At 66.2% G+C, this 13,860-nt stretch carries 11 protein-coding genes and 1 tRNA gene; 4 read left to right on the top strand and 8 right to left on the bottom strand.

Features of this window, described 5'->3' with window-relative positions; genetic code table 11:
• Positions 1 to 21: 21 nt before the first annotated feature.
• Genes LI337_RS15095 through LI337_RS15070 form a run of 6 tightly spaced genes read right to left on the bottom strand, consistent with a single transcriptional unit; the run spans position 22 to position 8,193 of the window.
• Positions 22 to 441 carry a NusA-like transcription termination signal-binding factor gene (locus LI337_RS15095; protein ID WP_227230715.1) on the bottom strand — a complete coding sequence of 140 codons (420 nt, stop codon included), beginning with the start codon at positions 439 to 441 and terminating at the stop codon, positions 22 to 24.
• Complete coding sequence (gene rpoA2, locus LI337_RS15090; RefSeq protein ID WP_227230714.1) at positions 441 to 1,649, bottom strand: DNA-directed RNA polymerase subunit A''; 1,209 nt, start codon at positions 1,647 to 1,649, stop codon at positions 441 to 443. Before rpoA2 ends, LI337_RS15095 begins: the two co-directional genes overlap by 1 nt.
• Positions 1,642 to 4,575 (bottom strand): DNA-directed RNA polymerase subunit A', encoded by a 2,934-nt coding sequence (locus LI337_RS15085; protein WP_227230713.1) that lies wholly within the window; start codon positions 4,573 to 4,575, stop codon positions 1,642 to 1,644. The genes rpoA2 and LI337_RS15085 overlap by 8 nt, the downstream gene beginning before the upstream one ends.
• On the bottom strand, positions 4,576 to 6,402 hold the full coding sequence (rpoB, locus tag LI337_RS15080) for a DNA-directed RNA polymerase subunit B (RefSeq protein ID WP_227230712.1): 1,827 nt from the start codon (positions 6,400 to 6,402) through the stop codon (positions 4,576 to 4,578).
• A gap of 1 nt (position 6,403) precedes the next feature.
• Positions 6,404 to 7,969 (bottom strand): DNA-directed RNA polymerase subunit B'', encoded by a 1,566-nt coding sequence (locus tag LI337_RS15075; RefSeq protein WP_227230711.1) that lies wholly within the window; start codon positions 7,967 to 7,969, stop codon positions 6,404 to 6,406.
• Positions 7,966 to 8,193, bottom strand: a complete 228-nt coding sequence (locus LI337_RS15070) for a DNA-directed RNA polymerase subunit H (protein ID WP_227230710.1) — start codon at positions 8,191 to 8,193, stop codon at positions 7,966 to 7,968. Before LI337_RS15070 ends, LI337_RS15075 begins: the two co-directional genes overlap by 4 nt.
• A 263-nt stretch (positions 8,194 to 8,456) precedes the next feature.
• Between LI337_RS15070 and LI337_RS15065 the strand changes: the two genes are divergently transcribed.
• Positions 8,457 to 8,529: transfer RNA gene (locus LI337_RS15065), tRNA-Asp, on the top strand.
• A gap of 105 nt (positions 8,530 to 8,634) precedes the next feature.
• Here LI337_RS15065 and larC read toward each other — a convergent pair.
• Entirely contained in the window at positions 8,635 to 10,056 is a 1,422-nt protein-coding gene (gene larC, locus LI337_RS15060) for a nickel pincer cofactor biosynthesis protein LarC (RefSeq protein ID WP_227230709.1), read from the bottom strand.
• Positions 10,057 to 10,150: 94 nt separating this feature from the next.
• Between larC and LI337_RS15055 the strand changes: the two genes are divergently transcribed.
• On the top strand, positions 10,151 to 10,669 hold the full coding sequence (locus LI337_RS15055; RefSeq protein WP_227230708.1) for a hypothetical protein: 519 nt from the start codon (positions 10,151 to 10,153) through the stop codon (positions 10,667 to 10,669).
• A gap of 345 nt (positions 10,670 to 11,014) precedes the next feature.
• Here LI337_RS15055 and LI337_RS15050 read toward each other — a convergent pair whose 3' ends face one another.
• Positions 11,015 to 11,755: an HFX_2341 family transcriptional regulator domain-containing protein gene (locus LI337_RS15050; RefSeq protein WP_227230707.1), complete on the bottom strand. Its 741-nt coding sequence runs from the start codon at positions 11,753 to 11,755 to the stop codon at positions 11,015 to 11,017.
• A gap of 1,070 nt (positions 11,756 to 12,825) precedes the next feature.
• Between LI337_RS15050 and LI337_RS15045 the strand changes: the two genes are divergently transcribed.
• Together LI337_RS15045 and LI337_RS15040 are read left to right on the top strand one after the other, a co-directional pair.
• On the top strand, positions 12,826 to 13,359 hold the full coding sequence (locus LI337_RS15045) for a DUF5815 family protein (RefSeq protein ID WP_227230706.1): 534 nt from the start codon (positions 12,826 to 12,828) through the stop codon (positions 13,357 to 13,359).
• 158 nt (positions 13,360 to 13,517) lie between these two features.
• Entirely contained in the window at positions 13,518 to 13,727 is a 210-nt protein-coding gene (locus LI337_RS15040) for a hypothetical protein (RefSeq protein WP_227230705.1), read from the top strand.
• Positions 13,728 to 13,860: the final 133 nt, after the last annotated feature.

Here is a 13,860-nt window from a genome sequence, read left to right as displayed (position 1 = left end):
CCCGAACGCGGATCGCCCGCGTCAGGTCAACTGGATGTCGTCGATGTCGTAGTGGCGCTTGGCGAGTCTGCGGGCCGTCTCGATGTTGCGCCCCTCGCGACCGATCGCGACGCCGCGGTCGTCCTCTGCGACCTCGACGTAGGCGACCAGGTCGTCCTGCTCGGAGAGCGTCACGTGTCGGACCGCCGCCGGGGCGAGTGCGCTGGCGACGAACGCCTCCGGGGTGTCGGCGTCCTCCACCAGTTCGACCGCGCGGCCGATCTTGCGCTCGACGCGCTTGACGTGTTGGCCGTCCGGGCCGATGGCCTGGCCCATCTCGCCGGCGGCGACCAGCACGACGATCCGGTCGTCGTAGACGAGACAGTCGACCGCGTTCGCCTCCGTCTCGTCGCCGAACAGCGCGATGTACCGGCGGGCGTCGTCCGACAGCGTGACCATCATCAGTCGTCCGAGGCCTTCGCGTCCGTCGAGAACGACCCCATCTTCAGGTCCACGTCGCCGGTGCCGATGGCGACCGGCTTCCCGACGATGACGTTCTCGATGACGCCGTTGAGGTCGTCGACCTCGCCGTGGATCGCGGCGTCCAGCAGGTGGTTCACCGTCACCTCGAAGGCCGCGCGTGCCAGCACGGACTCCTTCGACCCGGAGATGCCGTGGCGACCGATGGACTCGATGGTCCCGCGGTTGGTCATGATGTCGGCGACGAGCATCAGGTGCCGGATGTTCACGTCGTCCAGCCCCTGCTCTTCGAGGGTGTTCATCGTCTCCTCGATGATGGCCTCGCGGGCCGCCTCGACGCCGAGTTCCTTGTAGATCTCGTGGATGTTGTTACACGTCGTCCGGGAGGTGTCGACGCCCTCGATCGAGAGCACGTCGCCGAAGGCCGACCCCTCGGTGTAGAGGACGAACTGCTCCTCGTCGTCGTCCATCTTCTCCTTCCGGATGACGACGCGGGTGACCTCCTCGATGCCCTTGAACGTGATGTCGCGCAGTTCCTCGACCAACTGGAGCAGTTCGCGGTAGCTCGGCTTCGAGGGGCCGAACTCGACGACGGTCCCCTGTCGGGTCGTCGTCACGCCGAGTGCGTCCTCGATCGTCTCGGCGATCTCCGCGGCGATCTCGTCGACGGAGCCGACCGTCGGCCACCGCTCCAAGAGAGTGTCCTCGTTGAGGTTCACCTGCACGACCATGTCCGCGACGTTCGTGGACACGTCGCCCAGCGCGAGGATCTTCGTCGCCTCGATGGCCCAGACGACCTCGTGGGCCTTCTCGCGTTCCGTCGCGTACTCGTCGTCGAGGTAGACGGTCATCATCGGCGTGTCCGGCGTCTTCCGGGCGTCCACGAGTTCGATGAGTCGCGGCAGCCCCTGCGTCACGTCGATCTCCGCGACGCCGGCGTAGTGGAACGTGTTCATCGTCATCTGCGTCCCCGGTTCCCCGATGGACTGCGCGGAGACCGTCCCCACAGGATCGAGTGGATCGACCCGGCTGTCGAGGTAGCGCGCCTCGACCGCGCGGGCGATCTCGTCGACCTGTTCGAGACTCACGTCCTCGCGCGCCTCGACCACGTCGTACACCTCGTCTTTCAGCCGACGTGGGAGGTCGGTGTCCTCGACGAGCGCCTCCACGTCTGCGGTGATCTCAGTCATCCGACTCCACCTCCAGATCGGCGGCCTTGTTCAGGCCCGGGCCGGCGTGTTCCGAGAGGTTCGTCGGCGGTTCGGAGGTGCCGAGGAACCGTTCTTTCTCCTCGTCGGAGGCGAACTCCGCGTCGATGACGCGGTCGGCGATCTGGTCCACGTCGATGTCGTTGTCGTCGCTGGACGCGACCTTCACCGGCGAGGTACCGTCCTCGCCGAACTCGAACTGGACGATGGTGTCCGAGGTGTCCCGGACCGTGCCGTCGTACTGCGCTTCGAGTTCCGACAGCGCGTTGATCAGCCGGCGCTGGAGGTAGCCGGACTTGGAGGTCCGGACTGCCGTGTCGACCAGGCCGACGCGGCCACCCATCGCGTGGAAGAAGAACTCCTGTGGCGTCAGTCCGCCACGGTAGGAGTTCTCCACGAAGCCGTGCGCTTCTGCGGAGATGTCGTTCGGTTCGTAGTGCGAGAGCGTTCTGCCCTCGTAGCCACGGTTGATGCGCTCCCCACCGACGGACTGCTGGCCGACACAGCCGGCCATCTGCGTGAGGTTCAGCATCGACCCACGCGCCCCGGAGCGGGCCATGATGACCGCCGGGTTGTCGTCCGCGAAGTAGTCCTCCGCGATCTCACCGGTCGAGTCACGCGCCTTGCCGAGCGTCCGCATGATCTTCATCTCCAGCGTCTCGTCGACGCTGCGGCCCGGCAGCGACTCCAGTTCGCCCGCCTCGTAGGTCTCGATCAGGTCCTGCACGCGGTCGTACGCGTTCTGGATCGCCTCCTCGACCTGCTCGTTCGCCTCCGGCGGGATGGACTCGTCGTCGATCCCGATGGAGAACCCGAAGTGCATGATCGCACGCATCGCCAGCGAGGCGACCTCGTTGACGAACACGCGCGCTCGGGTCTTCCCGTACATCTTCGTGATGGTGTCCACGACCTCGCCGCCGAACGCGCCGACCGCGCCCTCGTCGATGGTCCCCGACACAAGTTGGCCGTCCTCGATGACGACCTCGTCGCCCGCCTCGGAGGTGAACGCCAGCGACAGGTCGTCCGGCAGGAGTTCGGAGAACAGCGTCCGGCCGGTCCAGAACGGGCCGGTCTCGTTCTCGCCGTCCGGTTCCGGCAGGCTGTCGATGCTCGTCGCCCGGAGCAGGTCGAGCGCCTGCGTCTCGGAGAACTCCGGATCGTTGTGCGTCAGCAGGTACGTCCCGGAGATGTGGTCCTGGATCGCACCGATGATGTTCTCCCCGAAGCGCGGCGAGAGCATCTGTTCCTGCACCCGCATCAGGACGCGAGCCTCGGCACGCGCCTCCTCGTTCTGGAGTGCGTGCATGTTCATCTCGTCGCCGTCGAAGTCGGCGTTGTACGGCGGACAGACCGTCGTGTTCAGCCGGAACGTCTTGTACGGCATCACGACGACCTCGTGAGCCATGATCGACATCCGGTGGAGCGACGGCTGGCGGTTGAAGATCACGATGTCGCCGTCCACGAGGTGGCGGTTGACCTCCCAGCCGAGTTCGACCTTCTCGGCGAGTTCCTCGCAGTTCTTCTCGGTCACCTTCAGGCGGCGACCGTCGGGTCGCTTGACGTAGTTCGCGCCGGGGTGGCCTTCGGGGCCGTTCCGGACGTACTGCTGGGCGTCCTCGATGTTACGCTCGGTGACGTTGAGCGTCTGTGTCATCTCCCGTGCCACGCGCTCGGGGACGCCGACCTCGTTCAGCGAGAGGGTCGGGTCCGGCGAGATGACGGTCCGGGCCGAGAAGTTGACACGCTTACCCGACAGCGAGCCACGGAAGCGCCCCTCCTTGCCCTTGAGACGCTGGGACAGCGTCTTGAGGGGTCGCCCGGAGCGGTGGCGGGCCGGCGGCGTGCCCGAGATCTCGTTGTCGATGAACGTCGTCACGTGGTACTGGAGCAGTTCCCACAGGTCCTCGATGATGAGTTGCGGCGCGCCGGCCTCGCGGTTCTCCATGAACCGCTGGTTGATCCGGATGATGTCGACCAGTTTGTGAGTCAGGTCGTCCTCGGAGCGCTGGCCGTTGTCCAGCGTGATCGAGGGGCGGGCCGTCACCGGCGGCACCGGCAGGACGGTCAGGATCATCCACTCGGGCCGGGAGCGGTCCGAGTCGATACCCAGCGACTCGATGTCCGAGTCCGGGATGTCCTCGAACCAGTCGCGGATGTCGCTCGGCATCAGCTTGTTCATGTCCTCCTCGGTGAGGTCCAGATCGAGCGCCTTCTCGATGGCCCGGCGGTCCTCCTTGCGGGGGCGGAACTCGCCGGACATGATCTCGTTGACGCGCGCGAGGTCGATGCCGGTCTGCTCGGCGAGTTCGGGCGGGGCCATCCCCTCCCAGTCCTCCTCCTCGTCCGGCTGCATCGCCTGTGCGATGCGCTCGGAGTAGTCGCCCGCGAGCACGTCCTGCACTTCGTAGTAGGTCGTCGGCTTCTCGTGGTTGATGTCGTACTGGACCTCGCCACAGTGCGGACAGCGGTTGGCCTTCCGGGCCTGCCGGATGGCCGCCTTCATCGCGTCGTTCGGGTCGTTGCCGAGTTCCCGTGCGCGTTCGAGTTGCGCGCGGAACTCGTCCTGTTCGTCCTCGGTCAAGAGGAGCCGCGAACACTCCCGGCAGGTGCCGCGGAGCAGTCGCCGGATGAGCTTCGTGAACCCGACGTGGATGACGGGCGCGGCCAGTTCGATGTGGCCGAAGTGCCCGTTACACGACCCCGAGTGCTGGCCGCAGGTGCGACACTCCAGTCCGGGGTCGATGACGCCCAGTCGTGGGTCCATCAGCCCCATGTCGATGGGGTAGCCGTCGTCGTCGTACGTGTCCGCCGTGATGACCTTCGTGGCGGACATCTCTCGGTACTCCTCCGGGTCCATCAGCCCGAAGCTGATCTCGCCGATCTCTTTGGGTGCTTGTGACGTGCTCATTTACACTGCGTCCTCGAGTTTCAGTCGCGGTGCGATGCCGAGCGCCTTCATCTCGTCCAAGAGGAGTTTGAAGGCGTAGCTCATCTCGATCTCGTGGATGTCGGTCTCCTCGCCGCAGTTCGGACAGTAGACACGACGCTGTTCGACGTTCTCCACGGCGCTCATCCCACAGTTGCCACAGACCTCGATGAACTCGCGGTCCGAGGAGTCGAGCAGGCGCTCTTTCAGTGCCATCGCGGCCCCGTGGCCGATCAGCACCTCACGCTCCATCTCACCCACACGCAGGCCACCCTCGCGGGCACGCCCCTCGGTGGGCTGGCGGGTCAACACCTGCACCGGCCCCCGGGAGCGGGCGTGCAGTTTGTTGCTGACCATGTGGTACAGCTTGTGGTAGAAGATCGTCCCGACGAAGATCTCCGCGTCGATCTTCTCGCCGGTGACGCCGGAGTACATGACCTCCTTCCCGGAGGACTTGAAGCCGTGCTCCTCCAGTGCGCCACGGAGTTCGTCCTCGTTCTCGCCCTGGAAGGCGGTCCCGTCGACGCGCCGGCCCTCCAGCGCGCCGACCTTCCCGCCGAGCATCTCCAGCACGTGGCCGACCGTCATCCGGGACGGCAGGGCGTGCGGGTTGAGAACGAGGTCGGGCACGACGCCCTCCTGGGTGAACGGCATGTCCTCCTGTGGCGCGAGGTGGCCGACGACCCCCTTCTGGCCGTGGCGCGACGCGAACTTGTCCCCGAGTTCGGGGATGCGCTCGTCGCGCACCGACACCTTCGAGAGCTTCGACCCGTCCTCGCCTTCCATCAGGGTGACCGTGTCGACGACGCCGTCCTCGCCGGATCGCATCGTGACGGAGGTCTCCCGGCGCTTCTGCGGGGAGAGCCCGCCCATGTCGTCCGGTTCCTCCAGGAATCGGGGCGGCGACGTCTTGCCGAGCAGGACGGAGTTCTCGTCGACGACCGTCTCGGGGTTGACGAGACCGTCTTCGTCGAGGTGGGTGTACGCGTCCTCACCGCGTGCGCCACGCACGTCCTGTGACGGGATCTCGAAGCGGTCCTCCTGGCCGCCGGGGTAGCGGCGTTCCTCGCCCTCGTAGGTCCGGAAGAAGTGCGACCGGGCCATCGCGCGGTCGACCGACCCCTTGTTCATGACGAGCGCGTCCTCGATGTTGAACCCCTCGTAGCTCATCACGGCGACGACGAAGTTCTGTGCCGCCGGCCGCTCGTCGAACCCGATCTGTTCGGTGGTCTGGGTCTTGACCATCGACAGCTGTGGGTAGTGCAGGAGGTGCTGGCGCGTGTCGGGCCGGATGCGGTAGTTGGCCGCCGGCAGCCCGAGCGACTGCTTCATCATCCCGGCACCCATCGTGATGCGCGGCGAGGCGTTGTGTTCCGGGTACGGGATCATCCCGGCACCGATGCCGAAGATGAGCTGTGGGTCGATCTCCAGGTGCGTGTGGTTCGGTTCGAGGTCGTCCTCGTCGACGGCGACGTAGATGTCCTCCTCCTCCTCGGCGTCGATGAACTCGATGTAGCCGCGCTCGATGAGGTCCTCGAAGGAGAGCTCGCCCGACTGCACGGCCTCGACGTGTTCGTCGTCCAGCAGGGGTTCGCCGTTCTCGACGACGATCAGCGGCCGACGGGCACGCCCGGCGTCGGCGTTGACGATCACTTCGCCGGTGCGCTCCTTCACGGAGACGTTCACCATCTGGCTCACGTCGCCGCGACGGCGTGCCTCGCGGATCTGTGCCGCGAGTTGGTTCGGGTCCGGGTGGGTCCCGACGAGACTTCCGTTGACGTATACTTTCGCTTCTCGTGCCTGAGCCATGTTAGTCGTCCGCAGATGCGGTGTCGACGCCCTCGATTCCGGGGATACCCTCGACCCCCATCGACGCCAGTTCGCGTTTGAGTCCCTGTTCGTCCTCGACGTTCTGTGACAGCTCCATCGCCTGCGCGAAGTTCTTCACCAGCCCACAGTTCGGCCCCTCCGGGGTCTCCGAGGGACAGATGCGACCCCACTGGGTCGCGTGCAGGTCGCGCGCCTCGAAGTGCGGCTGTGACCGCGACAGCGGCGACCGCAGGCGGCGCAGGTGCGACAGCACGCCCATGTAGTCGGTGCGGTCCACGAGCTGAGAGACGCCCGAGCGCCCACCGACCCAGTTCCCGGTGGCGATGGGGTGTTCGAGGCGTTCGGTCAGCACGTCCGACCGGACCACGGTGTTGACCGTCAGGTTCCGGTTCCGCATGTTCGCGCGTTCGAGCTGGTACTTCACGTCGCGGGCCAACTTGTTCAGCGCGGTCCGGAACAGGTCACGCATCAGGTCGCCGGAGACCTTCAGGCGCTTGTTCGCGTAGTGGTCCTTGTCGTCTGCCTCGCGTCGCTCTAATGCGAGTTCGAAGCAGGCCTCGGCCATCCGGCAGAGGTAGTACGCCTTGTTGATGCGGACCTCCTCGTCCTCGACGCCCTCCTCGTGGAGGTGCGGCAGGAGGTAGCGGTCGATGACGTAGTTCGCCCGCTTCAGCTGGTAGTTCTTGCCCTGCCCGCTCGCGACCCGCTTCCCGAGGGTCTCGATGGCCTCCTCTTCGGTCTGGACGTCGGCCATCTCCAGATTCTCGAGCATGAACTTCACGATCTCCGGGTCGTCGGAGACGCGGTGGACGATCTCCTCGTCGGATTCTAAGCCGAGTGCGCGCACGAGTGTCACGAAGTCCACGGAACCGGAGACAGACGGGAAGGAGACTTCGAGCAGGCCCTCACGGTTGCGCTCACACAGCACCAGCGCGCGGTAGCCCCGGCGCTGGCTGAACGTCTTGGCGACCTGGATCTCGTCGCCGTACTTCGTGTCGTACTCGGCGAGAATCTTGTTCGGTGCGAGGTCCTCGCTCGTCATCAGCACGCGCTCGGAGCCGTTGACGATGAAGTAGCCGCCGGGGTCGACGGGGTCCTCGCCGATCTCGACGAGTTCCTCCTCGGAGAAGCCGGCGATGTTACACTTCGAGGAGCCGACCATGATCGGCATCCGGCCGACCTTGGTCTCGGTCGTGTCGACGACCTCCTCGGGGTCCTCCTCGCCGCCGCGCATGATCTGCATCTCCATGAACACGGGAGCGGCGTAGGTGATGTTGCGGAGACGGGCCTCCTGTGGGTACAGCAGTTCCTCACTGCCGTCGGCTTCACGGACGCGCGGGGTGACCACGCGAACGTCGCCGAGTTCGACCCACACCGGCTCCTCGCCCTCCTTGTCGCCGATGTCGGTCTCGATCGTCTCCTTCTCGTCGACGACTTCCTGCATGCCGCGGTCGAGGAAGGCGTTGAACGAGCGGAAGTGGTGCTCTGCGAGTCGTTCCTGCGAGAAGTACTCCCGCGAGATTGCGCGTCGGTCTTGTCGGTTCATTCGACCACCAGTCGGTACACGACTGCCTGATCTGTCGTTCGAGAGTCTCGGACGATCTCGACCACGTCACCGGTCTCGGCCTCGTCCGGGAGTGCCGGGTCGGTGCGCTTGATCTTGGGCAAGTTCGTCTTCTTCACGTTGTATTCGTCGAGGACCTCCTCGATGCGGTCCTGATCGAGCAGGCGGTGCTCCGGAACCATCTTGTGTTGGCTTACGTCTACCATGGATCGGGTTGGCTGTGGGGAGAAGCTATCACGAGATACTACAGCGGGCTTACGGCCCCATCCATTTAACGTTTGCCAACTGCCGGAGAGACGCACGGCTCACCGGCCGCAGGCCGCCGGAGGCGGCTTCGAAGAGCGTGTTACCCTGACACACGAAGGCCGCCCGTATAGGTGTTGTGTCCGAATCGCGGTACCGCGCCTCACGGCGGTTCCACTTGGAAAGTCTTATTTACTACAGCGGGTAACGAGGTAATGCGTCGAAGGCCCGGGTGGTGTAGTGGCCCATCATACGACCCTGTCACGGTCGTGACGCGGGTTCAAATCCCGCCTCGGGCGTCTTCTACTGCAATCGAGTCGTGAGCGAGGCGTCTCGTCGCCGAGTGAAGGTCTCCGAGACGTGAGAGTCGGTCGACGGTGTAGACACGAGCAGACGAACGGCCTCTACTCGTCACGAACCGCGTCCTCGGCCCGCCGGCAGACCTCCCGCAGCGACAGCCCCGTCTCCCGTGCCACTCGGAGCGCGTCGTCGTACTCCGCCGAGTAGTCGTACACGGTCCCGTCCACGTCGCTGGCGATCTTCACCGGCACCGCAAAGGACTCGCCGTCGACCGCGACCTCGGCGGTCTCGAACTCTCGTTCCGCGACCCACCGGTGGCCCGCGCCGTGTTCTCGGACGCCCAGGGTCCCGGTCTCCTCGGCCAGCTTTCGAGCCACTCGCTCCGCGTCGACCGGCTTCGTGATCACCTTCACGAGGTGCCCCGGTCGGGACTTCTTCATCGTCGCCGGGAGGATCGACACGTCGCGTGCGCCCGCGTCGGCCAGCGTCTCCTGCAGACTGCCCAGAACCTCGGGCGTCGCGTCGTCCAGGTTCGTCTCCAGCACCGTGATCTCGTCTCTGCGCAGGCCGCCAGCGCCGTCGCCCCGCAGGGCACGCAGGACGTTCGGGTGCTCCGGGAAGTCGTAGCCGCCCGCGCCGTAGCCGACCGTCTGCACGTCGAGGGTCGGGAGCTCCGGGACGCCCTCGGCGATCGTCGCGAGAATCGCCGCGCCGGTCGGGGTCAGCAGTTCGGCCTCGACCGGGCCACCCCGAAGCGACCAGTCGGCCTGCCCCGCGATCTCCGCGACCGCCGGTGCCGGGATCGGGTACGTGCCGTGGCTCATCGCCACATCGCCGCTCCCGGCGGCGACCGGCGTGGTCACTACGCGCTCGACGCCCAGGTCGTCGAGCAGGAGACAGACGCCGACCACGTCCGCGATGGCGTCGTCCGCGCCGACCTCGTGGAAGTGGGTCTCGGTGAGGTCGGTCCCGTGGACGGACGCCTCCGCCTCGCCGAGGACCTCGAAGATCGACAGCGCGCGCGATTCGACACCTGCCGGCAGGTTCATCGACTCGACGATGTCGACGACTTCGGCGTAGCTCCGGGTCGGACCGGCACCCTCGGCGTGCGTGTGACCCGACTCGTCGTCCGCGTGGTCGGCGTGCGAATGGTCGTGGTCCGCGTGGTCGTGGTCGTGTGAGTGATTCGAGTGCTGGTGGTCGGAGTGCTCGTGTGAGTGAGCGTCCTCCGAGTGTGCCTGGTCGTGGTCGCCGTGCTCGTCGTCGCCGTGGTCGTCGTCGCCGTGGTCGTGATCGGCGTGACTGTGGTCGTGGTCGCGCTGCTCGTCGGCCGACGCGCCGGTGAGGAGCACGTCGACCGTCGTCGCCGCGATGCCGTTCTTCGTCGTCTCGCCGACGCGGTACTCCACGTCGAGGGCGTCTTCGACGGGCGTGAGGGCGTCGCGGTCGGCACCGACCGCCAGCAGGCTGGCGAGGAGCATGTCGCCGCTTGCACCCATTCGGCCGTCGAACGCGAGCGTGTCCATGTTCGGGCGTCGCGGTCGGGAGCGAAAAAGTGTCCGTCTCGGATCGGTGGATCACCGGGACAGCGTTTTCCCGATGCGTGTCGAATCCAGTGGTATGGACCGGTACGCAGTCAAGCGCGGCGCGGTGACGCTTCTCCGCGTCGCGCTCTTTGCGGTCGCCCTCTTCGCGGTCGCCGGGGTCGCCGCCGTCCTGCTGGGCTTTCTCGGGTTCGTGACGGTGCTCGGGACCGCCTCCGCCCTGCTGGACGCCGGGACCGCACCACTCCTGCTGGTCGGCGGGGCCGGCGTCCTCGGCTTGACCTTCGCCGGAGTGATCGCCTACGCACTCCTCCGGGTCGCCCGGCGCGTGGACAGCGAACTGCTCGACGCGGCGGGACCACTGGATCGACTCTCGGCGCTGCAAGAGCGCTACGTCCGCGACGAGGTGGACGAACACGAGTTCGAGGACGAACTGGCCGCGCTACTCGACGACGACAGAGTGCCCGAGAAGTACACCGTCCCGCGATACGACGAGGCCGAGTGGACACAGGCAGATGGCGTGTCGGCCGAAGAAGCGACCGACGAGCACCGCGACGAGTCGGCGGAGGCGCGAGAAGTCGTTCGCGAGCAGTGAGCAGCGAGTGAGTAGCCCGGATCGGGCACCGAGGCTGAATCCGAGTCCGGGGAGACCGACAACAGAGAAGGGCCGACGACAGCGAGGTGACCGTGACGGACACGGTCCGGCGGAGAGCGGCGATGTCCGGCCCGACGCGGGACCGGGGCGACGAGTCGGGGAGGGCGTCAGCGGGGGGCGGCCCCGGCGTCGGTGAGCCACGCCGGACGCGTGGCCCGCGACATCACCATCTGATTCGACTCGGTGTCAGATATTCAATACTATCACATGAGTATCGATACTATCGGTACAGTCGATAGTATTGAGACAGTTCATACTATCACGAGCATCGGCGTACGCCCCCGTTCAGAGCATGTGGCGGAACGCCCGAAGCGCGTCTTCGCCGGTGTCGGTCAGGCTGACCTGTTTTCTGCGGCCGACCTGTTCGACCGCGACGTAGCCGTCCTCGATCAGCGGGTCGATCACGTTCGCGTTCAGGAGCGCGAACTTCGCCTTGTCGTTGGCCGGCCGGTTGTCGGCGACGAACGACAGGCCGACCGCCTCGGCGTGGTCGATGATGTCCTGTTTCTTCACCGTCCGGGCGTCGGTGTTCGTCTCGTCGAGGAACTGGAGGACGGCGACCTGATCGCGGGTCGGCGACTCGATGGGATAGGAGGGGAGGACCTCGTCGTCGGCGTAGCCGTAGCTCTCGCGTTCCCCGCGTTCGGCGTGGGTGTACCCCTCCGGGTGGACGTAGTAGGCGGTCGCCTCGGTCACCATGCAGGCGATCGTCGCGCCGACCGCCGAGAGCTTCGAGCCACTGGAGACGTTCACCCGGACGATGTCGTCGGGATGCTCGGAGACCAGCGTGGTCACGACACCGAGCACGTCGTACACGTCCAGGAGGTCGGTGGTTCGTTCGCGCACGTCCACGTCCAACTCGGCGAGTTCGACTCGGAGGTCGTCGTGGTACGGCGGTTTCTCGCTTCGGGGTTCGTCGTGGTCGAGGAGGTAGAGGGTGTCCACCGCGTACTGCTCGACCGGCCCGAGGATACGGTCGTACTCGTAGCCGAGCGGCGCGATGTGGACTTCGTCGATGCGGTGCATGGGACTCGGCGAGACGACGCAGGCCGGGGATTTGAAGCTACTCGGTTCGCACCCGATTCTCACTCGATATGACGTCTCGACGAGTAGAGTGCGATAGAACCGATACCGTGAGTTCTCCGGCACAGCAGACCGCGATAGAACTGACGCCACCGCAGACTGTGACTGCAACAGCACTACAGACCGCAACAGCACCACCACTCGATCTATCGCACCTACGTAGCCCACCGACGAGACGACCGCAACCGCACAACCCCGCACCGCGACCGCCGACAGCACCATCACCCCGACAACATCCGCACCGCACCTCAGTCCTCCCCAGCCTCGAACATGGCGAGAGGCACGCTCTCGTAGCCCCCGTTCGCTCTGCTCACGAGGATCACGCACGAACGCGCGATTCTCCCTCGCACGTGTCGGGGTCGCGCGCGCCGGGTTTCAGAGGTGAAAGCTCACGTTACACTCGTCACCCGACCAGCTTCGACACCGGGGAACCCGAGCGGACGCGAGCTGGTGCGACCGGAACCGAGTCGTGTTCGAGCGACAGCGAGAACCGACTCGCAGTTCGGTTCGCCAGCAGTCGGGGAGGCACGGGGAGTACTGCGACGACCGGGTTCCAGACCCGCGATGCGAGACCGGGTGACGACCAGTAACGACACGATGGGTCACAGAATCGGGTGGGACTGAAATGGGCCGGCGGTCTCGTGAGCAGAGCGGGACCGGCGGTCCCGCCAGCAGTCGGCGCTTCGCGCCGACGACCTGCGAACGAGACGTTGGAGAGCTTCGCTCTCCAGAATCTCGGCCCTCCCCCGACGCCGTAAGCCGGGCAGGACCGGAGGTCCCGCTGGAAACCGGCGCGCCGCGCCGGTGACGAGACTCACCGAGAGCGTCGCTCTCGCCAGACGCGGGAGGTCGAGACGCCGGGGGCTTTCACCGCTCGTTGTTTGCACCCGATTCGACTGAGGTGTCTGGAACCGATTCGACCGAGTTCATACCACAGTCGCATTCGACCAAATTCACAACGTCGTCCGAATAGAGAACGCGGTCTTTAACCACGGTGACACCCAACCGCGAGTATGGCACAGCCGCGCGTCCCCGGTGGTGGCGGGGCGGAACTCGACTTACCGTGCGGGGAGACGAAGCGCGTCCGTAACCTCGACATGGGGATGCGGGAGTTCGACTGCTCCTGTGGCGAGAGCCACGCGGTCGTCATGGACATCCACCCACCCGAACGTTTCCTCCCCGACTTTCTCGTCGACCTGCTCCGCGAGACCGTCGAGACTGCCTCCGAGGAGATGCCGGAGTTCGACACCCCACACCTGCTCGGTATCGTCCTCGAGGAGTTCCCCGACCGGGTCGTCTCGGAGGACTGCACCGAGGATCAGGAGGTCGGCTGGGCGCTGTTGTGGGTGACCGACTTCGACTCCCGGCGACTCCACGAGATCATCGTCGAGTTGGTCGTCGAACTGATGGAACACGCGATCAGCCACGCCGACGACGATGCGGCCATCCAGCAGTTCGAGCAGGAGATGCTCTCCTTCGACGTCTCGGAGTTCGTCGACCAGTACCGCGCCCAGCGGGACCTCTCGGAAGACGACGTGTTCGTCTGAGCCGGCACGCGCCACCGCGCGGCGGAGCGGCGGGCACCGACCACGAGGCCGTCAGACGTCGAGCCGGTCGAAATCCGGGGACTCGGCGGGCGTCGTCTGACGGTCGTCCGACTCCTGTCTCACTGAACCCTAAGACGATGCGGGTCGTCGTCAGACGTATGCACACCGGCCGTGACTTCGAGCCGATCCGGCGTGTGCTCTCCGAGGCCGACGAGCCGTTGACGGCGCGCGAGATTCTCCTGTCGCTCGAAGAGCAGGACGACTTCGAGAGTGCCCACCGCGTGGCGACCCTGCTGGGCCAGCGGGCCGAACGCGGCGACGTGCAGGTCATCCGCGACAGCCCGTATCGCTACGAACTCAACACCTGACCCGGCTCGGGCCGAACTCGACGCCCGAGGCGTCGGCCGACCCGACGGTCCCACTCTCCGCTGGACTGCCGCGCGAGGAGCGACGCGGACACGCGGACAGATCCGCCACGAGACCCGCCAGCGCCGATACGTG

It is taken from the genome of Salinirubrum litoreum (genome assembly GCF_020567425.1).
Taxonomy (GTDB): Archaea; Halobacteriota; Halobacteria; order Halobacteriales; family Haloferacaceae; genus Salinirubrum; species Salinirubrum litoreum.
This window is presented reverse-complemented; position numbering and strand designations above follow the sequence as displayed.

Coding starts and splice junctions, on each gene's coding strand:
- LI337_RS15045 (WP_227230706.1), top strand. CDS start 12,826: ATGGCACAGCCGCGCGTCCCCGGTGGTGGCGGGGCGGAACTCGACTTA.
- LI337_RS15085 (WP_227230713.1), bottom strand. CDS start 4,575: ATGAGCACGTCACAAGCACCCAAAGAGATCGGCGAGATCAGCTTCGGG.
- larC (WP_227230709.1), bottom strand. CDS start 10,056: ATGGACACGCTCGCGTTCGACGGCCGAATGGGTGCAAGCGGCGACATG.
- LI337_RS15095 (WP_227230715.1), bottom strand. CDS start 441: ATGATGGTCACGCTGTCGGACGACGCCCGCCGGTACATCGCGCTGTTC.
- rpoB (WP_227230712.1), bottom strand. CDS start 6,402: ATGGCTCAGGCACGAGAAGCGAAAGTATACGTCAACGGAAGTCTCGTC.
- LI337_RS15075 (WP_227230711.1), bottom strand. CDS start 7,969: ATGAACCGACAAGACCGACGCGCAATCTCGCGGGAGTACTTCTCGCAG.
- LI337_RS15070 (WP_227230710.1), bottom strand. CDS start 8,193: ATGGTAGACGTAAGCCAACACAAGATGGTTCCGGAGCACCGCCTGCTC.
- rpoA2 (WP_227230714.1), bottom strand. CDS start 1,649: ATGACTGAGATCACCGCAGACGTGGAGGCGCTCGTCGAGGACACCGAC.
- LI337_RS15050 (WP_227230707.1), bottom strand. CDS start 11,755: ATGCACCGCATCGACGAAGTCCACATCGCGCCGCTCGGCTACGAGTAC.
- LI337_RS15040 (WP_227230705.1), top strand. CDS start 13,518: ATGCACACCGGCCGTGACTTCGAGCCGATCCGGCGTGTGCTCTCCGAG.
- LI337_RS15055 (WP_227230708.1), top strand. CDS start 10,151: ATGGACCGGTACGCAGTCAAGCGCGGCGCGGTGACGCTTCTCCGCGTC.